Annotated in this window: 4 protein-coding genes and 2 pseudogenes; 3 read left to right on the top strand and 3 right to left on the bottom strand. The window is 68.4% G+C overall.

Features of this window, described 5'->3' with window-relative positions:
- Positions 1-28: 28 nt before the first annotated feature.
- From ACJX2R_RS10230 to ACJX2R_RS10240, 3 genes and pseudogenes are all read left to right on the top strand, one after another.
- Positions 29-17,116 (top strand): annotated as a pseudogene (locus tag ACJX2R_RS10230) (SDR family NAD(P)-dependent oxidoreductase); the annotation flags it as partial.
- A gap of 177 nt (positions 17,117-17,293) precedes the next feature.
- Positions 17,294-18,751: pseudogene (locus tag ACJX2R_RS10235) on the top strand (acyltransferase domain-containing protein); the annotation flags it as partial.
- Positions 18,752-18,825: 74 nt separating this feature from the next.
- Positions 18,826-19,449: a class I SAM-dependent methyltransferase gene (locus tag ACJX2R_RS10240; protein WP_262703207.1), complete on the top strand. Its 624-nt coding sequence runs from the start codon at positions 18,826-18,828 to the stop codon at positions 19,447-19,449.
- Positions 19,450-19,552: 103 nt separating this feature from the next.
- Here ACJX2R_RS10240 and ACJX2R_RS10245 read toward each other — a convergent pair whose 3' ends face one another.
- The 3 genes from ACJX2R_RS10245 to ACJX2R_RS10255 all read right to left on the bottom strand — a co-directional run bounded on the left by ACJX2R_RS10245 (position 19,553) and on the right by ACJX2R_RS10255 (position 21,967).
- A complete protein-coding gene (locus tag ACJX2R_RS10245) occupies positions 19,553-19,777 on the bottom strand; it encodes a ferredoxin (RefSeq protein WP_262703206.1) in 225 nt (74 codons plus the stop codon).
- Between the two features lie 5 nt (positions 19,778-19,782).
- On the bottom strand, positions 19,783-20,940 hold the full coding sequence (locus ACJX2R_RS10250; RefSeq protein ID WP_413099804.1) for a cytochrome P450: 1,158 nt from the start codon (positions 20,938-20,940) through the stop codon (positions 19,783-19,785).
- 70 nt (positions 20,941-21,010) lie between these two features.
- Complete coding sequence (locus ACJX2R_RS10255; RefSeq protein WP_413099805.1) at positions 21,011-21,967, bottom strand: class I SAM-dependent methyltransferase; 957 nt, start codon at positions 21,965-21,967, stop codon at positions 21,011-21,013.
- Positions 21,968-21,970 lie beyond the last annotated feature (3 nt).

The following is a 21,970-nucleotide window of genomic DNA, read 5'->3' on the forward strand; positions in this document are numbered from 1 at the left end:
CAAAGTGGTCGAGTATCTTCGCTGGGCGACCGCAGAGCTGCACACGACCCGCGCCAAACTGGAAGCACTCACCGCCGCCAGCACCGAACCGTTGGCGATTGTGGGTATGGCGTGCCGTCTGCCGGGTGGGGTGTCGTCGCCGGAGGATCTGTGGCGCTTGGTCGAGTCGGGTACGGACGCGATTTCCGGTTTCCCCACCGACCGTGGCTGGGACGTGGAGAACCTGTACGACGCTGATCCGGACGCGTCCGGAAAGTCGTACTGCGTGCAGGGTGGTTTCCTGGATGCCGCGGCTGGCTTTGATGCCGGATTCTTCGGGATCAGTCCGCGTGAGGCGTTGGCGATGGATCCGCAGCAGCGGCTGGTGCTGGAGGTGTCCTGGGAGGCGTTCGAGCGGGCCGGGATCGAGCCCGGTTCCGTACGCGGTACTGATACCGGTGTCTTCATCGGCGCCTACCCCGGCGGCTACGGTGCCGGCGCGAGTGCCGACCTTGAGGGTTATGGCACCACATCCGGTCCCAGTGTGCTCTCCGGCCGGGTGTCGTACTTCTTCGGTCTCGAAGGCCCCGCCATCACGGTGGACACGGCGTGTTCGTCGTCGTTGGTGGCGTTGCACCAGGCGGGGTATGCGCTGCGGCAGGGTGAGTGCTCGCTGGCCCTGGTCGGTGGTGTCACCGTGATGGCCACGCCGGACGTCTTCACCGAATTCGCCCGGCAGCGCGGCTTGGCCGCTGACGGCCGCAGCAAGGCGTTCTCGGACAGCGCGGACGGTGCCGGATTCTCCGAGGGCATCGGTGTGCTGTTGGTGGAGCGTCTGTCCGATGCTCAGGCCAAGGGCCATCAGGTGTTGGCGGTGGTCCGCAGCTCGGCGGTCAATCAGGACGGTGCGTCGAACGGGCTGACCGCCCCGAATGGCCCTTCCCAGCAGCGGGTGATCCAGGCCGCGCTCGGCAACGCCGGTTTGACCACGGCTGAGGTGGATGTGGTCGAGGGACACGGTACGGGTACGACGCTGGGTGACCCGATCGAGGCCCAGGCGCTGCTCGCCACTTACGGCCAGGACCGTGAGCGGCCCCTGCTGCTCGGATCGCTGAAGTCGAACATCGGTCATACGCAGGCTGCTGCGGGTGTGGCGGGTGTCATCAAGATGGTGATGGCCCTGCGGAACGGTCTCGTGCCGCGCACGCTGCATGTCGATGAGCCGTCGCGCCATGTGGACTGGACGGTGGGTGCGGTCGAGTTGGTGACGGCGAACCAGCCGTGGCCGGACACCGACCGACCACGCCGGGCAGGCGTGTCTTCCTTTGGGGTCAGTGGCACCAATGCCCACGTCATCCTGGAAGGCGCACCCTCCACGCAGGCTGCGGACGATGTGCGGTCTGTGGAGACGCCGGTGGTGGGGTCGGAGCTGGTGCCCCTGGTGTTTTCCGCCAAGACGCTGCCCGCCCTGAACGGGTACGAAGACCGGTTGCGTGCGTATCTGGCGGGGTCGCCCGGGGTGGATCTGCCGGCTGTGGGAGCGACGCTGGCGGTGACGCGGTCGGTGTTCGAGCACCGGGCGGTGCTGCTGGGGGACGATACGGTTACCGGGACTGCGGTGTCTGATCCTCGGGTGGTGTTCGTCTTCCCGGGGCAGGGGTCGCAGCGTGCTGGTATGGGGGAGGAACTGGCCGCCGCGTTCCCCGTCTTCGCGCGGATTCATCAGCAGGTGTGGGATCTGCTGGATGTGCCCGATCTGGAGGTGAACGAGACCGGTTACGCCCAGCCCGCGTTGTTTGCGTTGCAGGTGGCTCTGTTCGGGTTGTTGGAGTCGTGGGGTGTTGGGCCGGATGCGGTGATCGGCCATTCTGTCGGCGAACTCGCCGCCGGATACGTCTCCGGGCTGTGGTCGTTGGAGGATGCGTGCGCTTTGGTGTCGGCGCGGGCTCGTCTGATGCAGGCTCTGCCTGCGGGTGGGGTGATGGTCGCTGTTCCGGTCTCCGAGGAAGAAGCAGAAGCGGTTCTGTGTGAGGGTGTGGAGATCGCTGCGGTCAACGGGCCGTCGTCGGTGGTTCTCTCCGGTGATGAGGCCGCTGTGCTGCGGGCCGCGGCCACGTTGGGGAAGTGGACGCGGTTGGCGACCAGCCACGCGTTCCATTCCGCCCGTATGGAGCCCATGCTGGAGGAGTTCCGGGCGGTCGCCGAACGTCTCACCTACCAAACGCCCCATCTCACCATGGCCGCGGGCGAGCAGGTGACCACACCCGATTATTGGGTGCGGCAGGTCCGGGATGTGGTCCGGTTCGGGGAGCAGGTGACCTCGTTCGAGGACGCGGTGTTCCTCGAGCTGGGCGCCGACCGGTCACTGGCCCGCCTGGTCGACGGCATCGCGATGCTGCACGGCGACCACGAGACACAGGCCGCGATCAGCGCCCTGGCCCACCTGTACGTCAACGGCGTGACTGTGGACTGGCCTGCGGTGCTGGGCGATGCCCGGGGCCGGGTGCTGGATCTTCCGACGTACGCCTTCCAGCATCAGCGGTACTGGCTCGAGGGCGCGGACCGGTCGGCTGCGGGTGGTCATCCGCTGCTGGGTGAGGCGGTGCGGCTGGCCGAGGCCAGTGGGGTGCTGTTCACGGCCCGGGTGTCCCGGAGCGGTGATCTGTGGCTGCGGGACCAGGCGGTTCTACCCGCAACGGCGTTGGTGGAGATGGCGCTGGCAGCAGCGGACGAGACCGGCTGCGGCCTCGTTGAGGAACTCACCGTGGAAGCGTTGCTGCTGCTCCCCGACAACGGCGCCGTCCAGGTACAAACCTGGGTGAGCGAACCAGACGAGACCGGACGGCGCCGACTCAGTATCCACGCCCGTTGCAGCGACAGTGAGCCCTGGACCTGCCTGGCCACCGCGACCCTGGCCACCGCGACCCTGGCCACCGCCACCCGCAGGGTGTCCGGCTGGCAGGCCGATGGGGTGTGGCCGCCGTCTGGTGCGGTCCCGGTCGGGGCATCGGTACCGTCGCTGCGCGGGGTGTGGCGCCTGGGCCGCGATGTATTCGCCGAGGTCGCTCTGGACGACACTCACGACGCCACCAGGTTTGTGCTTCATCCCGGTCTGATGGCCGCCGCGCTCACCGCCGTAGGCGAGGAGACCCCCGCCGTGTGGCAGGGCCTGACCCTGCACGCCGGCAACCCCGGCGAGCTGCGCGTCCGCCTCACCTCACACGATGACGGCACCCTGTCCGTGGACGCCACCGACAGCACGGGCCTGCCCGTCCTGACCGCCCGCTCCCTCACCCCGGGCACCGTCCCCGTCTACGAACCTGCCACCAGCACCGACGACCTGCTCACCCTGACCTGGACAGAAATCCCCACCCCTGAGCAGACCGGCCTGACGGTCGGCCGGTTCGAAGACCTGGTGCCGGAGGGTGATGTGCTGGTGCCCGGGGTGGTGGTCTTCACCGCGCTCCCCGACAGCAGCGAGAACCCGCCGAACCCGCTGGAACAGACCCGCGTACTGACCGCCCAGGTTCTGCAAACAGTCCAGGCGTGGCTTGGCGGGGATCGCTTCACCGACAGCACGCTGGTCGTACGAACGGGCACCGGGCTGGCGGCTGCCGCTGTGTCGGGGTTGATGCGGTCGGCGCAGTCCGAGCACCCCGGCCGGTTCGTCCTGGTCGAAAGCGACGACGACACCCTCACCCCGGACCAACTGGCCGCGACCGTCGGACTGGACGAGCCACGGCTGCGGATCTGCGACGGCCGGTTCGAAGTGCCACGGCTGACCCGTACGCATGCCGCTGAGCCTGAGGCTGAAGGGGTTTGGGATCCGGATGGCACGGTTCTGATCACTGGTGGTTCGGGTGTGCTGGCGGGGATCGTCGCCCGGCATCTGGTGGCCGAACGCGGCGTGTGTCACCTGCTGCTGGTCTCCCGCAGCACCCCGGACGGGGCACTGATCGGCGAGTTGGCCGAGTTGGGTGCCGCGGTGGAGACAGCGGCCTGTGACGTGTCCGATCGTGCTGGGCTGGCGCAGGTGCTGGCGGGTGTGTCGTCGGAGCATCCCCTGACGGCCGTGATCCACACGGCGGGTGTGGTGGATGACGGTGTGGTGGAGTCCCTGAGCGCGCAGCGGCTGGAGACGGTGCTGCGGCCCAAGGCCGATGGCGCCTGGCACCTGCACGAACTCACCCGGGACGCCGACCTGGCGGCGTTCGTCATGTACTCCTCGGCCGCTGGTGTGCTCGGTAGTGCGGGGCAGGGGAACTACGCGGCGGCCAACGCGTTCCTGGATGCGTTGGCGGAGCAGCGTCGTGCTGAGGGCCTGCCCGCGCTCTCCCTGGCGTGGGGTCTGTGGGAGGACGCGAGTGGTCTGACGGCGAGGCTGACCGATACGGACCGGGGCCGGATCCGGCGCGGTGGTCTGCGGGCCCTCTCCGCCGAGCACGGGATGCGGCTGTTCGACACCGCCTCACGCCACGACGAACCGGTTCTGGTAGCCGCGGCGATGGAGCCCGTACGGGAAGCCGAAGTCCCGGCGTTGCTCCGGTCGTTGCACCGCCCGATCGCCCGCCGGGCCGCTACCGCTGGCGGAGCGCGGTGGCTGGCGACCCTGACACCAGCCGAACGGGAGAAGGCACTGCTGAAGCTAGTGTCTGACAGTGCCGCCGTGGTTCTGGGACACGCCGACACCAGCACCGTTCCGGTAACCGCGGCGTTCAAGGATCTGGGCATCAATTCGCTGACCGCGGTGGAGTTGCGCAACAGCCTGGCGAAGGCGACGGAGCTGCGGCTGCCCGCCACGTTGGTGTTCGACTACCCCACCCCGGCCATCCTGGCCGCCCGGCTGGACGAGTTGTTCACCGGCGAGAACCCTGTCCCGGTACGCGGGCCGGTGTCGGCGGTTGCGCAGGACGAGCCGTTGGCGATCGTGGGCATGGCGTGCCGCCTGCCCGGTGGTGTGTCGTCGCCGGAGGATCTGTGGCGCCTAGTCGAGTCGGGTACGGACGCGATTTCCGGCTTCCCCACCGACCGTGGCTGGGACGTGGAGAACTTTGACCCGGCCGGTAAGTCTTACCGCGCTGAGGGCGGCTTCCTGGACGCTGCGGGCGGTTTCGACGCCTCGTTCTTCGGGATCAGCCCGCGTGAGGCGTTGGCGATGGACCCGCAGCAGCGGCTGGTGCTGGAGGCGTCCTGGGAGGCGTTCGAACGGGCCGGGATCGAGCCCGGTTCCGCACGCGGTAGCGACACCGGCGTCTTCATGGGTGCGTACCCCGGTGGCTACGGCATCGGTGCCGACCTCGGCGGCTTCGGCGCCACCGCCAGTTCGGTCAGTGTCCTGTCGGGTCGGGTGTCGTACTTCTTCGGTCTAGAGGGCCCCGCGTTCACAGTCGACACAGCATGTTCGTCATCGCTGGTTGCCCTGCACCAAGCCGGGTATGCCTTGCGGCAGGGTGAGTGTTCGCTGGCTCTGGTCGGCGGTGTGACCGTGATGGCCACGCCGCAGACTTTCGTGGAGTTCTCGCGCCAGGGCGGCCTGGCCTCCGATGGCCGGTGCAAGGCGTTCGCCGATGCCGCGGACGGCACGGGATGGGCCGAGGGCGTCGGCGTCCTGCTGGTAGAGCGTTTGTCTGACGCGCAAGCTAAGGGCCACCAGGTGCTGGCAGTGGTCCGTAGCTCGGCGGTGAACCAGGACGGGGCGTCGAACGGGCTGACCGCGCCGAATGGTCCTTCGCAGCAGCGGGTGATCCAAGCCGCTCTCAGCAACGCGGGCTTGACCACGTCCGAAGTGGATGTGGTCGAGGCGCATGGCACGGGTACGACGTTGGGTGACCCGATCGAGGCGCAGGCGCTGCTCGCGACCTATGGTCAGGATCGTGAGCGGCCGTTGCTGCTGGGTTCGGTGAAGTCGAATCTGGGTCATACGCAGGCTGCTGCCGGTGTGTCGGGTGTCATCAAGATGGTGATGGCACTCCGGCACGGTCTCGTGCCGCGCACGCTGCATGTGGATGAGCCGTCGCGGCATGTGGACTGGTCGACGGGTGCGGTTGAGCTGGTGACGGAGAACCAGCCGTGGCCGGATTCGGGTCGGCCGCGTCGGGCAGGTGTGTCGTCGTTCGGGATCAGTGGCACCAACGCCCACGTCATCCTGGAAAGCGCACCTCCCGCGCAGGCTGTGGAGAACACGGTGGTCGAGCCGGCGCCGGAGTGGGTGCCGTTGGTGATCTCGGCCAGGACGCAGTCGGCTCTGGCGGACTATGAGGGCCGGCTACGTGCGTATCTGGCGGGGTCGCCCAGAGTGGATATGCGGGCAGTGGCGTCGACACTGGCGGTGACACGGTCGGTGTTCGAGCACCGGGCCGTACTCCTCGCTGACGATACGGTCACCGGGACTGCGGTGTCTGATCCTCGGGTGGTGTTCGTCTTCCCGGGGCAGGGGTCGCAGCGTGCCGGTATGGGTGAGGAACTGGCCGCCGCGTTCCCCGTCTTCGCACAGATCCATCAGCAAGTGTGGGACCTACTCGACGTGCCCGATCTCGATGTGAACGAGACCGGTTACGCCCAGCCCGCTTTGTTCGCTTTGCAGGTGGCTCTGTTCGGGCTGCTGGAGTCATGGGGTGTTGGTCCGGATGCGGTGATCGGCCACTCTGTCGGCGAACTCGCCGCCGGATACGTCTCCGGAGTGTGGTCGCTGGAAGACGCCTGCACATTGGTGTCGGCACGGGCCCGCCTCATGCAGGCCCTGCCCCCCGGTGGGGTGATGGTCGCCGTCCCGGTCTCCGAGGAAGAAGCAGAAGCGGTTCTGTGTGAGGGTGTGGAGATCGCGGCGGTCAACGGGCCGTCGTCGGTGGTTCTCTCCGGTGATGAGGCCCCCGTACTGCGAGCCGCCGCTACGTTGGGGAAGTGGACGCGGTTGGCGACCAGCCACGCGTTCCATTCCGCCCGTATGGAGCCGATGCTGGAGGAGTTTAGGGCGGTCGCCGAAGGCCTGACCTACCGGACACCGCATCTCACCATGGCCGCGGGTGATCAGGCTGCGACCGCTGAGTATTGGGTGCGGCAGGTCCGGGATGTGGTCCGGTTCGGCGAGCAGGCCGCTTCCTACGGTGACGTGGTGTTCGTCGAGCTGGGTGCCGACCGGTCGCTGGCCCGCCTGGTCGACGGCATCGCGATGCTGCACGGCGACCACGAGGCACAGGCCGCGATCAGCGCCCTGGCCCACCTGTATGTCAGCGGTGTGGCTGTGGACTGGCCTGCGGTGCTGGGCGATGCCCGGGGCCGGGTGCTGGACCTTCCGACGTACGCCTTCCAGCATCAGCGGTACTGGCTCGAGGGCGCGGACCGGTCGGCTGCGGGTGGGCATCCGCTGCTGGGTGAGGCGGTGCGGCTGGCCGAGGCCAGTGGAGTGCTGTTCACGGCCCGGGTGTCCCGGAGCGGTGATCTGTGGCTGCGGGACCAGGCGGCCCTGCCCGCCACCGCGTTCGTGGAGATGGCACTGGCAGCAGCGGACGAGACCGGCTGCGGGCTTGTCGAGGAACTCACCGTGGAAGCGTTGCTGCTGCTCCCCGACGACGGCGCCGTCCAGATACAAACCTGGGTGAGCGAACCAGACGAGACCGGCCAGCGTCGGCTCAGTATCCACGCCCGTAACAGCGACGGCGAGCCCTGGACACGCCTGGCCACCGCGACCCTGGCCACCGCCACCGGCAGGGTGTCCGGCTGGCAGGCCGGGGAGGTGTGGCCGCCGGCCGGTGCGGTCCCGGTCGAGACCCGAGTACCGTCACTGCGGGCGGCCTGGCGCCTGGGCGGCGACATCTTCGCCGAGGTCGCCCTGGACGACACCCACGACGCCACCACATACGCCCTGCACCCTGCCCTCCTGCCCGCCGCCCTCACCACCGCCGGTGAGGAGACCCCCGCCGTATGGCAAGGCCTGACCCTGCACGCCCGCAACCCCGGCGAGCTGCGCGTCCGCCTCACCTCACACGATGACGGCACCCTGTCCGTGGACGCCACCGACAGCACAGGCCTCCCCGTCCTGACCGCCCGCTCCCTCACCCCGGGCACCGTCCCCGTCTACGAACCGGCCACCAGCACCGACGACCTGCTCACCCTGACCTGGACAGAAATCCCCACCCCTCAGCAGACCGGCCTGACCACAGGTCGCTTCGAAGACCTGGCCGACAGCGATGTGCCGGTGCCCGAGGTGGTGGTCTTCACCGCACTCCCCGGCAACGGCGACCCGCTGGAACAAACCCGCACGCTGACCGCCCAGGTTCTCCAGGCAGTCCAGACCTGGCTGGCCGGGGAACGCTTCACCGACAGCACACTGGTCGTGCGAACCGGCACCGGGCTGGCCGCTGCCGCCATCTCGGGGCTGATGCGATCGGCACAGTCCGAACACCCCGGCCGGTTCATCCTGGTGGAAAGCGACGACGACACCCTCACCCCGGACCAACTCGCCGCCACCGTCGGACTGGACGAGCCACGGCTGCGGATCAACGACGGCTGGTACGAAGTCCCACGACTGAGCCGAATCACCCCTGAACCCCCCTCTGATGAGATTTGGGATCCGGATGGCACAGTTCTGATCACGGGCGGTTCCGGCGTCCTGGCGGGGATAGTCGCCCGGCACCTGGTGGCCGAACGCGATGTGCGTCATCTTCTCCTGGTCTCCCGCAGCACCCCGGACGAGCCACTTATCGGCGAGCTCGGTGAACTGGGCGCCCAGGTGGCCACGGTGGCCTGTGACGTGTCCGATCGTGACGGGCTGGCGCGAGTGCTGGCGGGGGTGTCACCGGAGCATCCCCTGACGGCCGTGATCCACACCGCGGGCGTGCTCGATGACGGTGTCGTCGAGTCTTTGAACCGGCAGCGGCTCGACACGGTAATGCGGCCCAAGGCCGACGGTGCCTGGCATTTGCACGAACTCACCCGGGATGCCGATCTGGCGGCGTTCGTCATGTATTCCTCGGCTGCCGGTGTCATGGGTGGTGCGGGGCAAGGTAACTACGCTGCGGCGAACGCGTTCCTGGATGCGCTGGCCGAACAACGCCGAGCCGAGGGCCTGCCCGCGCTCGCACTCGCCTGGGGCCTCTGGGAGGACACCAGCGGCCTGACCGCCAAACTGACTGGCACCGACCACGGCCGAATCCGCCGCAGCGGCCTGCGAACCATCACCGCCGAGCACGGAATGCGGCTGTTCGACACCGCGTCGCGCCACAGCAACCCGATTCTGGTAGCCGCGCCGATGGACCCGGTTCGGGACGCCGAAGTCCCCGCGCTACTCCGCTCGTTGCATCGCTCGGTCGCCCGGCAGGCCGCCTCTACCGGCGACTCGTCAGCGCAGTGGCTAGCGGTCCTGGCACCGGCCGAGCGGGAGAAGGCACTGCTGAAGCTGGTGCGTGACAGCGCCGCTCTGGTCCTGGGACACGCTGACGCCAGTACCATCCCCGTAGCCGCAGCATTCAAGGATCTGGGTATCGATTCACTGACCGCGGTGGAACTGCGCAACAGCCTGGCGAAAGCCACAGGCCTGCGGCTGCCCAACACGACGGTGTTCGACTACCCCACCCCGGCCATCCTGGCCGCCCGGCTGGGCGCGCTGTTCACCGGCGAGAACCCCGTACCGGCACGCCCGTCAGTGTCGGTGGTGGGGCAGGATGAGCCGTTGGCGATTGTGGGTATGGCGTGCCGTCTGCCGGGTGGGGTGTCGTCGCCGGAGGATCTGTGGCGCTTGGTCGAGTCGGGTACGGATGCGATTTCCGGTTTCCCCACCGACCGTGGCTGGGACGCGGAGAGTCTGTACGACCCGGACCCGGATGCGCCGGGGAAGTCGTACTGCGTGGAGGGCGGCTTCCTCGACAACGCGTCCAGCTTCGACGCCTCGTTCTTCGGGATCAGCCCGCGTGAGGCACTGGCAATGGATCCGCAGCAGCGGCTGGTGCTGGAGGTGTCCTGGGAGGCGTTCGAACGGGCCGGGATCGAGCCCGGTTCCGTACGCGGCAGCGACACCGGCGTCTTCATGGGCGCCTACGCCGGTGGCTACGGTACCGGTGCCGACCTCGGCGGCTTCGCAGCCACCGCGAGCGCGACCAGTGTCCTCTCCGGCCGGGTGTCGTACTTCTTCGGTCTAGAGGGGCCCGCGTTCACAGTGGACACGGCGTGCTCGTCATCACTGGTGGCTTTGCACCAGGCCGGGTATGCCCTCCGGCAGGGTGAGTGTTCACTGGCTCTGGTCGGCGGCGCCACCGTGATGGCCACACCACAAAGCTTCGTGGAGTTCTCCCGCCAGCGCGGCCTGGCAACCGACGGCCGGTGCAAAGCCTTCGCCGACGCCGCAGACGGCACAGGATGGGCCGAGGGCGTCGGCGTCCTGCTGGTCGAGCGTTTGTCTGACGCGCAAGTTAAGGGCCACCAGGTACTGGCAGTAGTCCGCAGCTCAGCGGTCAACCAAGACGGGGCATCCAACGGGCTGACCGCACCGAACGGTCCTTCGCAGCAGCGGGTGATCCAAGCCGCTCTCAGCAACGCCGGTCTTGCGGCGCATGAGGTGGATGTGGTGGAGGCCCACGGCACGGGTACGACACTGGGTGACCCGATCGAGGCCCAGGCGCTGCTCGCCACGTACGGCCAGGATCGTGAGCGGCCCCTGCTGCTGGGCTCGCTGAAGTCGAACATCGGCCATACCCAGGCCGCCTCGGGTGTGTCGGGCGTCATCAAGATGGTGATGGCCCTGCAACACCACACGGTCCCCCGCACCCTGCACGTGGATGAGCCGTCGCGGCATGTGGACTGGTCGGCGGGTGCGGTTGAGCTGGTGCGGGAGAACCAGTCCTGGCCCGAGGGCGACCGGCCCCGCCGGGCCGGCGTGTCGTCCTTCGGCGTCAGCGGCACCAACGCTCACATCATCCTGGAGAGCGCACCCGCCCAGCCTGCGGAGGAGGCGCAGCCCGTAGAGGTGCCGGTGGTGGCCTCGGATGTGCTGCCCCTGGTGGTATCGGCCAAGACCCAGTCCGCTCTGACCGAGGCCGAGGACCGGCTGCGCGCCTACCTGGCGGCCTCGCCCGGGGTGGATCTGCGTGCTGTGGGGGCGACGCTGGCGGTGACGCGCTCGGTGTTCGAGCACCGTGCCGTGCTCCTCGGCGATGACACCGTTACCGGCACCGCCATGCCCGACCCCCGGGTGGTGTTTGTCTTCCCGGGTCAGGGGTGGCAGTGGCTGGGAATGGGCAGTGCGCTGCGGGAATCCTCGGTGGTGTTCGCCGAGCGGATGGCCGAGTGCGCGGCCGCCCTGCGTGACTTCGTGGACTGGGACCTGTTTGCGGTGCTGGATGATCCGGCGGTGGTGGACCGGGTCGATGTGGTCCAGCCCGCCTCCTGGGCGGTGATGGTTTCCCTGGCCGCGGTGTGGCAGGTGGCCGGTGTGCGGCCGGACGCGGTGATCGGCCACTCCCAGGGCGAGATCGCCGCAGCCTGCACAGCCGGTGCCGTATCGCTACGTGACGCCGCCCGGATCGTGACCTTGCGCAGCCAGGCGATCGCCCGGGGCCTGGCGGGCCGGGGCGCGATGGCATCCATCGCACTGCCCGCACACGAGATCGAGCTGACCGACGGCGCCTGGATCGCCGCCCACAACGGCCCCGCCTCCACCGTCATCGCGGGCACCCCGGAAGCGGTCGACCGTGTCCTGACCGCTCATGAGGCCCAAGGGACGCGGGTGCGGCGGATCACGGTCGACTATGCCTCGCACACCCCGCACGTCGAGCTGATCCGCGACGAACTGCTCGACATCACCGCCGGAATCGACTCGCAAGCCCTGGTGGTGCCGTGGCTGTCGACCGTGGACGGCACCTGGATCGAGGGCCCCCTCGATGCGGAGTACTGGTACCGGAACCTGCGCGAACCAGTCGGCTTCGCCCCCGCCATCAGCCAGTTGCAAGACCAGAGCGAGACCGTGTTCATCGAGGTCAGCGCCAGCCCGGTGCTGTTGCAGGCGATGGACGACGACGCGGTCACGATTGCCACGTTGCGCCGCGACGACGGCGACGCCACCCGGATGCTCACCGCCCTGGCACAGGCCTACACCCACGGCGTCACCGTCGACTGGCCCGCCATCCTCGGCACCACCACAGCCCGGGTACTGGACCTTCCGACGTACGCCTTCCAGCACCAGCGGTACTGGCTCAAGAACGTGGACCGGTCGACCGTCGACGGTCATCCACTGCTGGGCACGGTAGTGGCACTGCCCGGCTCCGACGGTGTGGTGCTCACCGGGCGGGTATCACTGGCCACCCACACATGGCTGGCCGACCACGCGGTCCGGGGCAGTGTCCTGCTCCCCGGTACCGCATTCGTGGAACTGGTCGTCCGCGCCGCCGACGAGGTCGAATGCGACACCGTCGACGAGCTCGTAATCGAAACCCCGCTCCTCCTGCCGCAGACCGGGGGCGTGCAACTATCCGTGTCCGTCGCCGAGGCCGACGAGTCCGGACACCGCGCCGTGACGGTCTTTTCTCGGGCGGACGACACGGACACATGGACCCGACACGTTTCCGCCACGATCAGCGCCTCTGACGCACCCCTCCCGCTGCCGGAGTCCGGCACCTGGCCACCAGCCCAGGCCCAGCCGATGAACGTGGCCGACTTCTACGACCAGCTGATGGCAGAAGGCTACGAGTACGGTCCCGCCTTCCAAGGGCTGCAAGCCGCGTGGCACGACGGGGACACCGTCTACGCCGAGGTCGCTCTGGCCGAGGAACAGGCACAGGAGGCGGCACGATACGCCGTACACCCGGTCCTATTCGATACGGCCCTGCACACCTGCACTCTGAACACACCCGACGCCGAGCAGGGTGTGGGGCTGCCGTTCTCCTGGAACCACATCCAAATCCACGCCGCCGGCCCGGCCACACTGCGTGTCACGGTGATACAGGAAGGGGACGGCTGGAGTGTGCGGGTCGCCGATGACACCGGCCGACCCGTGGCCACCATCGGTTCCCTCATCACCCGGCCGGTAACCGCCGACACACTCGGCTCCACCACGGACGACCTGCTCACCCTGACGTGGACGGAAATCCCGGCCCCCCAGGAAACCAGCCTGACCATGGGCAGGTTCGAAGACCTGGCGGACGACAACATGCCGGTACCCGACGTGGTGATCTTCACCGCACTCCCCACCAGCAGTGAGAACCCGCTGGAACAAGCCCGCACCCTGACCGCCCAAGTCCTCCAGGCAGTCCAGACCTGGCTGGCCGGGGAACGCTTCACCGACAGCACCCTGGTCGTACGGACCGGCACCGGGCCGGCCGCCGCCGCAGTGTCGGGCCTGATGCGATCGGCCCAGTCCGAACACCCCGGCCGGTTCATCCTGGTCGAAAGCGACGACGACACCCTCACCCCGGACCAACTCGCCGCCACCGTCGGGCTCGACGAGCCGCGCCTGCGAATCAACGACGGCCGGTACGAGGCAGCACGCCTGGCCCGGACCAACACCCCCGAACACAGCCCGCTGACGATCCCCGACAATCGTGCCTGGCTGCTGGAACACTCCCGCAGCGGAACCCTGCAAGACCTCGCCCTGGCACCCACCGACACCGCCGAACGGCCCCTGCAACCCGGCGAAGTACGCATAGACATACGCGCCGCGGGGCTCAACTTCCGCGACGTGGTCGTGGCACTCGGCATGGTCAATGACAACCGGCCGACGGGCGGCGAAGCGGCCGGGGTCGTACTCGAGGTCGGCTCCGCTGTATACGACCTGGCTCCGGGAGACCGCGTCTTCGGCGTGGTGGCAGGCTCGTTCGGGCCGGTCGCGATCGCCGACCGTCGCCTGCTCGCCGTGATGCCTGATGGCTGGTCCTTCACTACGGCGGCATCCGTCCCGGTGGTGTTCGCCACCGCGTATTACGGACTGGTGGATCTGGCCGGGCTGAGCGCCGGTGAGTCGGTGCTGATCCACGCCGCAGCGGGCGGTGTGGGCATGGCGGCGACCCAGATCGCCCGTCATTTGGGTGCGCAGATCTACGCCACCGCCAGCACAGGGAAACAACACATCCTGCGCGAAGCCGGTCTGGAAGACACCCGCATCGCCGACTCCCGCACGCTGAGCTTCCAGGAAACCTTCCTCAACAACACACACGGCCAGGGCGTCGATGTCGTCCTGAACTCCCTCAGCGGTGACTTCGTCGATGCCTCCCTCGACCTGCTGCCCCGCGGCGGCCGGTTCGTGGAGATGGGCAAGACCGACATCCGCGATCCGCAGCAGGTCACCGCCGAGCGGCCGGGTACCAGCTACCAGGCGTTCGACCTGATGGACGCCGGCCCGGACCGGCTGCGGGAGATCATCACCGAAATCCTCACCCTGTTCGGACAAGGCGTCCTACAACCCCTGCCGGTGCGGGCCTGGGACATCCGTCAGGCCCGTGATGCGTTCAGCTGGATGAGCCGCGCCCGCCACATCGGCAAGATCGTCCTCACCATCCCCCGCCGGCCCGACCCCGACGGCACCATCCTGATCACCGGCGGCTCCGGCGTCCTGGCAGCCATCCTCGCCCGCCACCTGGTAACCGAACACCGCGCACGCCATCTGCTGCTGCTCTCCCGCACCACCCCCGACCCAGCACTGATCGACGAACTCGCCGAACTGGGCGCCCGGGTCGACACCGCGGCCTGCGACGTATCGGACCGCGCCGGGCTGGCACGCGCACTGGCGGGCGTATCACCGCAACACCCCCTGACCGCCGTGATCCACACCGCCGGCGCACTCGACGACGGCGTCGTGGAGTCCCTGACCACACAGCGACTGGACACCGTGCTACGGCCCAAGGCAGACGGCGCCTGGCACCTCCACGAACTCACCCGGAACACCGACCTGGCGGCATTCATCATGTATTCCTCCGCCGCCGGGGTCATCGGTGGCGCGGGGCAGGGCAACTACGCCGCAGCCAATGCCTTCCTCGACGCCCTGGCCGAACAACGCCGGGCCGAGGGCCTGCCCGCACTCGCACTCGCCTGGGGCCTGTGGGACGACACCAGCGGGCTCACCTCCAGGCTGACCGACACGGACCACGATCGGATCCGGCGCAGCGGCATGCGAACCATCACCGCCGAGCACGGAATGCGGCTGTTCGACGGCGCGTCGCGCCACGGCGAGCCGGTCCTGTTCGCCGCGGCGATGTCTCCGGTGCGGGACGTCGAGGTCCCCGCGCTGCTGCGTGGACTTCAGACGGTGAAACGGCCGCAGGCCAGGACCGCGGCACGTGACGACGTCGGCTCGCAGCCCCTGAGCGCTCGTCTCACCGGCCGTACGAGCGTCGAGCAGCACCGCGTCATGCTCGAACTCGTGCTGGGAGAGGCGGCCTCCGTACTCGGCCACGGCTCGCCGGACGCGATCGCGACGGACACGTCGTTCAAGGATCTGGGCATGGATTCGCTGACGGCGATCGAACTCCGTAACCGCCTCATGGCGGAAACCGGGCTACAGCTTCCCGCCACGATGGTGTTCGACTACCCGACGGCGAACGCTCTGGCCACGCATCTGCTGGACAAGCTCGATATCCCGCCCGTACAGCAACACCTCGATCCACCGGCGCCGAGCACGGGCACCGGCCCGGCCGAACCGGTGGTGGATGAGCCGTCGGCGAATGAGCCGATCGCCATCGTGGCGATGGCGTGCCGGGTGCCGGGCGGGGTCAGTTCGCCGGAGGGGTTGTGGCGCCTTGTGGAGTCCGGTACTGACGTGATCTCCGGTTTCCCCACCGACCGTGGCTGGGATGTCGAGGGCCTGTTCGATCCGGACCCGGACGCCCCTGGTAAGTCGTACTGCGTACAGGGGGGCTTCCTGGACACCGCGGCCGACTTCGACGCTCCCTTCTTCGGTATAAGCCCGCGTGAGGCGCTGGGCATGGATCCGCAGCAGCGGCTGTTGCTGGAAACCACCTGGGAGGCGATCGAGCGCGCGCGGATCGATCCGAAGTCCCTCCGCGGCCGCGACGTGGGCGTGTACGTGGGTGGCGCGGCACAGGGTTACGGAGTGGGCGTCGACCAGCAGCGCGACAACGGGATCACCGGTAGCTCGGTCAGCCTGCTGTCAGGGCGGGTGTCATACGCGCTCGGGTTGGAGGGGCCGGGGGTCACGGTGGACACCGCGTGCTCCTCCTCCCTGGTGGCGCTGCATCTCGCGAGCCAGGCATTGAGACAGCGCGAGTGCTCGCTGGCGCTGGTGAGCGGGGTCTCGGTGATGTCCTCGCCCGCGATGTTCGTGGAATTCTCCCGCCAGCGCGGCCTGTCATCCGATGGCCGGTGCAAGTCGTTCGCCGCATCGGCGGACGGCACGATCTGGTCCGAGGGCGTGGGTGTCCTGGTGGTGGAGCGTCTTTCCGACGCCCGCCGGCTGGGGCACCGGGTCCTCGCCGTCGTCCGGGGCAGCGCGGTGAACTCCGACGGCGCGTCGAACGGGCTGACCGCGCCGAACGGCGCGTCCCAGAAGCGGGTGATCCGGCAGGCGCTGGCCGGGGCCGGTCTCACCGCGTCGGACGTGGATGTGGTCGAGGCGCACGGCACCGGCACAAAACTCGGCGACCCGATCGAGGCAGAGGCCATTTTGGCGACGTACGGGCAAGAGCGGTCGACGCCCGCCTGGCTCGGTTCGCTGAAGTCGAACATCGGTCACACCATGGCGGCGTCGGGCGTGCTCGGCGTGATCAAGATGGTGGAGGCGATGCGGCACGGTTCGCTCCCCCGCACGCTCCACGTGGACGACCCATCGCCTCACGTGGACTGGACGTCGGGAAGTGTCGCGCTGCTGACGGAGCACCAGCCATGGCCGGACGACGCCAAGCCGCGCAGGGCCGGTGTGTCGTCGTTCGGGCTCAGCGGTACCAACGCGCACGTAGTGCTGGAGCAGTACCAGGCGCCTGCCCCGTCAGCCACGCCGGTCACGCCGGTCACGCCGGTCACGCCGGTCACGCCGGTCACGCCGAACGAGCCCCGACCGCTGCCGTGGGTCTTGTCCGCGCAGAGCCCGAAAGCGCTGCGAGAGCAGGCCGGGCGGCTGTACGCCTCCCTCGCCGAGGACCCGGAGTGGAACTCGCTGGACATCGGATACTCCCTGGCGACCACGCGATCGGACTTCGCCCACCGGGCAGTCACGGTGGGATCCGGCCGGGAGGACTTCCTGCGCGCGCTGTCAAAGCTGGCGGACGGCGCCTCCTGGCCCGGCCTCACGACCGCGACCGCCAAGGCCCGGCGCGTTGCCTTCCTGTTCGACGGGCAAGGCGCCCAGCGGCTGGGAATGGGCAAGGAGCTGTACGACAGCTCCCCCGTCTTCGCCCGTGCCTGGGACACGGTGAGCGCCGGGTTCGACAAACACCTCGACCACTCGCTGACGGACGTCTACTTCGGTGAGGGCGGTTCGACGACGGCCGAACTCGTGGATGACACCCTCTACGCGCAAGCGGGCATTTTCGCGATGGAGGTCGCGCTGTTCGGGCTGCTGGAGGACTGGGGCGTGCGCCCCGACTTCGTCGCCGGGCATTCCATCGGTGAGGCAGCCGCCGCGTACGCAAGCGGGATGCTATCGCTCGAACACGTCACCACTTTGATCGTCGCCCGGGGGCGGGCGCTGCGGGCGACACCGCCGGGGGCCATGGTCGCACTGCGGGCAGGCGAGGAAGAGGTGAGGGCGTTCCTCGACCAGACCGGTGCGGCGCTGGATCTGGCGGCGGTCAACAGCCCCGAGGCCGTCGTCGTGTCGGGTGAGCCGGACGCGGTGGCGGGCTTCGAAGCCGCGTGGGCGGCGTCCGGGCGAGAGGCCAGGAAACTGAGGGTCCGCCATGCCTTCCACTCCCGCCATGTGGAGGCCGCGCTCGATGAGTTCCGTACGGCACTGGAATCCCTGAAGTTCTCCGCCCCGGCGCTGCCGGTGGTGTCGACCGTGACCGGGCAGCTGATAGATCCGGATGAGATGGGCACGCCGGAGTACTGGTTGCGTCAGGTCCGGCAACCCGTCCGCTTCCAGGACGCCGTCCGCGAACTGGCCGAACGGGGGGTGGGCACATTCGTCGAGATAGGGCCCTCCGGGGCGCTCGCGTCGGCCGGGATGGAGTGTCTGGGCGGCGACGCCTCGTTCCACGCCGTGCTGCGCCCGCGGTCGCCGGAGGACGTCTGTCTGATGACGGCCATCGCGGAGCTGTACGCGGGCGGGACGGCGATCGACTGGGCGAAGGTCTTGTCCGGCGGCCGGGCGGTGGATCTGCCGGTCTATCCGTTCCAGCACCAGTCCTACTGGCTGGCCCCGGACGCTGCCCCGGACGCCACGGGCGCCACAGCTGTGGCGCCCGTGGTCGAGGAGGAGGACGGTGAGTATGACGAGCCCTCCTATGCGGATGAGCCCCGCACCATGCTGGAACTCGTTCATATGGAGGTGGCGAGCGTCCTGGGCATGACCGACCCCGGCGTCATACTCGACGACTCGTCCTTCCTGGAGTTGGGATTCGACTCGCTCAGCGCCGTTCGGCTGCGCAACCGGCTGTCGAAGGCCACCGGACTCGACCTGCCGTCCACTCTGCTGTTCGAGCACCCCACGTCGGCCGAATTGGCCTCGCACCTGGATGCGCTGCTCGACTCCGATATTGACGCGGCCGGCGTTTGTGCACTTCTGGAAGAGATCAACGAACTGGATACAGAAGCCGTCGACATGACCGCGGCGGAACGCCAGGCCATCTCCGTACTACTGGAAAAGCTCTCAGCAAAATGGAAGACCGGGGACGAGTAAGAGGACGTCCCATGTGACGCGTCTACTCGTACTTGACATATCGGCCGGGCAAGAATCATTAAGGAAATGATGGAATGGGCAACCGTCTAAAGTTCAAATTTGCCGGACAGCTCCTCGAAGCTGTCAATCCGCGCCTTCAGGGCCACCCCTACGACGTACTGATGCGCCTCCTCGAGGGCGGCCGCATCGAAAACGTACTGGAATTGTGCGGCGGGACCGGATTCGCATCGCGAATGCTGGCCGAAAGGCATCCGAAGGTACAGGCCACCTCCATCGATCTGTCACCCGAGCTGACCGCGGTGGGCCGCCGCAAGTTGGCCTCGCGGGGGGTCGACAACGTCACCCTGGTCGAGGGTGACGTCGCCGCCTTGCCCTACCCGGACAACTCGTTCGACACCGTGATGTCGGCCTTCGGTCTGCATGAGGTCCCGACCGCGGGCCGCCTCAGCGCGATCCGCGAGTCCGTTCGGGTACTCCAGCCCGGAGGCCGCTTCGTCATCGTCGATCTCGACCGCCGGACCAAGTACGGGTGGACGATGGATCTCTTCATGAAGGTCATGGAGCCGAAGTTTGCCCCCGAGGTGTTCGGGAGCGGCCTGGTGGACAGGTTGAAAGACAACGGTTTCACCATCGACCATCACGAGTCGGCCGGGCCGAACGGCTGGACACAGTCGATCGTCGCCACCCTGGAGGCGTGAGCCGTCGTCATACGTCCGAGGGGCGGGCTCTGTGAGGCCGTCCCTCGGACGTATGACGACAAGCCGCACGGACGGCCTCCTCAGTCCTGGCTCAGTCCTTGGCTCAGTCCTGGGGTTCGAGCAGTTCGCCGGTCTCCTTGACCCGGACGTGGATCGCCCCCGACGGGCAGGCCTGCGCGACCGCGATCACATGCTCGTCCGCGTCGATCTCGCTCGCGCGGGCGCGCGACTGGTGCCCGTGCGTCTCGAAGTACGCGCCCGCGCTGGCCACGCAGACGGCCGAGCCGATGCATTCGCTCCGGTCGATCCACAGCTCCCATCGCGCCATGCCGCTCACCACGCCAGGGGCAGCGCTTCGAGGCTGGGCACCAGCCGCCCGCGCAGGAAGTTGATCTGCGGCTCCGGCACCGCGAACCGCAGCGCCGGGATGCGGGAGATGAGCGAGCCGAGCGCGGTCTGCATCTCCACCCGGACGAGCTGAGCGCCCATGCAGTGGTGCGCGCCGTGCCCGAGGGACATGTGCGGGTTGCTGGGCCGGTGGAAGTCGATCTCGTCCGGATGGTCGTAGACCTTGGGGTCGGTGTTGGCCGAGTACGTCTGGATCGCCACCGCCTCACCGGCCTTGACGATCGTGCCGCTGAGCTCGACGTCCTCCACCGCCATCCGGACCCAGCTCGCCTGCTTGGCGATCGGGATGATCCGGAGCAGCTCGTCGACCGCCTTCGGGATCAGCGAGAGGTCCTTTTGCAGTTCGGCGAGTTTCTCCGGGTGGGTCAGCAGGGTGTAGACGCTGTTGCCGATCGCGTTGGCGGTGGTCTCGTACCCCGCTATCAGCAGCGTGACGGCGAAGCCGACCAGCTCCGTCTCGCTGAGCCGGTCGTCCTTGTCACGGGCCCGCACCAGCGACCCGAGCAGGTCGTTGGTGTCCTGCTTGCGGCGTTCCGCGATCAGCTCGGAGAGGTAGAGGTAGAGCGACTGGCCGGCCGCCATCACGACTTCCTGTGGGTAGGCGCCGTTCGAGAGCATCTGGTCCGACCAGGTCCGGAACTTGTTCTGGTCCTCGACCGGCACCCCCAGCAGCTCACAGATCATGATGATCGGCAGCGGCAGGGCGAAGTCCTCCATCAGGTCGGCCGGGGCGCCCTTGGCCAGCATCTTGTCGATCAGATCGTCGGCGACCTCCTGGGTGCGCGGGCGCAGGGCCTCCATCCGGCGGCTGGTCAGCGCCTTGGTCGCCAGCCGGCGCAGACGGGTGTGTTCCGGAGGGTCCATCAGCATGATGACCGGCTGGTCCTGGATCGCCGGGAGGACCCGGGGCACGTCCTTGCCGAGCGTCGCGCTGCGGCTGAACCGCGGGTCCACGAACACCTTGGCGACGTCCTCCCAGCTGGTGGCCAGCCAGGTCTCCCCGCCGTACGGCATCCGGACCCGGCCGAGCTCACCGGCGTCCCGTAGCCGGTTGTACTCGGGGTGGACCTCGAGTCGCCGCATTTCGGCGAAAGGATAAGGGCAGGCCTTACGGGTCTCCCCCGGATCGGTCGTCGACATTACTTGTCTCCGTTCACACGCGGACGGCGATCTGGTGCCGGTAGCTTTCCATCGGCAGGCTGTCCATCTTCGGCACAAGGCCGAATCGGCTGAGCATTTTGACCGAAGCGGGCGGCTGGTAGTCCGCGAACGTGCCGCCGAACACCGTGATCTGGCTGTGCAGGGTGAGCGTGCGCGCAAGCCAGTTCATCCGTTGCTTGTTCAGGTTGCGGCGGAGGCGACTGTCCGGGGCCATCCGCCGGCGCACCGCGGCACGGACTTGCTCGGAGATGTCGTGATCGCTGACCCACTCCAGCTCGGATATCTCCGCTGTGATCCGCCGCATCGCCTGGAGGCGCTGCCGTGTGAACACGTCGATGTGCGACAGCGCGCCACCCGGGCGCAGCACCCGCGCGGCTTCCCGCAGGAAACGTCCCAGGTTCGGGTAGGTGTGCGAACTCTCGATGTTGACGAGCACATCCACCGAGGCGTCCTCGAAGGGCAGTTCCTCGGCGTCGCCCTGGACGAACCGCAGGGTGTCACCGCGGGACAGCGTGGCGGTGGCGCTGGCGATCGCCTTCGGTGCCAGGTCCAGCCCGGTCATCTGGGCGGTGGGGACGAGGCGGGAGAGGAAGTTGAGCCCCTCCCCCATCCCGCAGCCGACTTCCAGGACCGTCCGGCCGTCGCAGCTCTCCAAGCCCTTCGGAAGGTCGCGCAGGGCCAGGTAGTAGAGCTGCTCGCTGAATCCGTCGGTGCCGTACTCGGTGAAACCGGGTAGCCTGGCCTCGATCTCGGCGACGAACTCGGAATCGTGCACGCCCCAGTTCCACAGCTCGCCCTTCGCGGACATGCCGGCGGCGAAGTCGTAGATGGAGGAGCTGGCGGACTTGAAGGTGGCGGCCTTCTTCTCCGCCTGCGGGGTGCCGGATTCATCGAGGTTGATGTCCTCGATACCGCTGGTGAAGGCGGTCACGACATCGGGTTGGATCATGCG

The sequence above is a fragment of the Streptomyces sp. Inha503 genome (assembly GCF_047215865.1).
Taxonomy (GTDB): Bacteria; Actinomycetota; Actinomycetes; order Streptomycetales; family Streptomycetaceae; genus Streptomyces; species Streptomyces lycopersici.

What these genes read in the sequence shown, in the direction of transcription:
- ACJX2R_RS10250 (WP_413099804.1), bottom strand. Translation starts at nt 20,940, where the DNA reads ATGCGGCGACTCGAGGTCCACCCCGAGTACAACCGGCTACGGGACGCC.
- ACJX2R_RS10240 (WP_262703207.1), top strand. Translation starts at nt 18,826, where the DNA reads ATGGGCAACCGTCTAAAGTTCAAATTTGCCGGACAGCTCCTCGAAGCT.
- ACJX2R_RS10245 (WP_262703206.1), bottom strand. Translation starts at nt 19,777, where the DNA reads ATGGCGCGATGGGAGCTGTGGATCGACCGGAGCGAATGCATCGGCTCG.
- ACJX2R_RS10255 (WP_413099805.1), bottom strand. Translation starts at nt 21,967, where the DNA reads ATGATCCAACCCGATGTCGTGACCGCCTTCACCAGCGGTATCGAGGAC.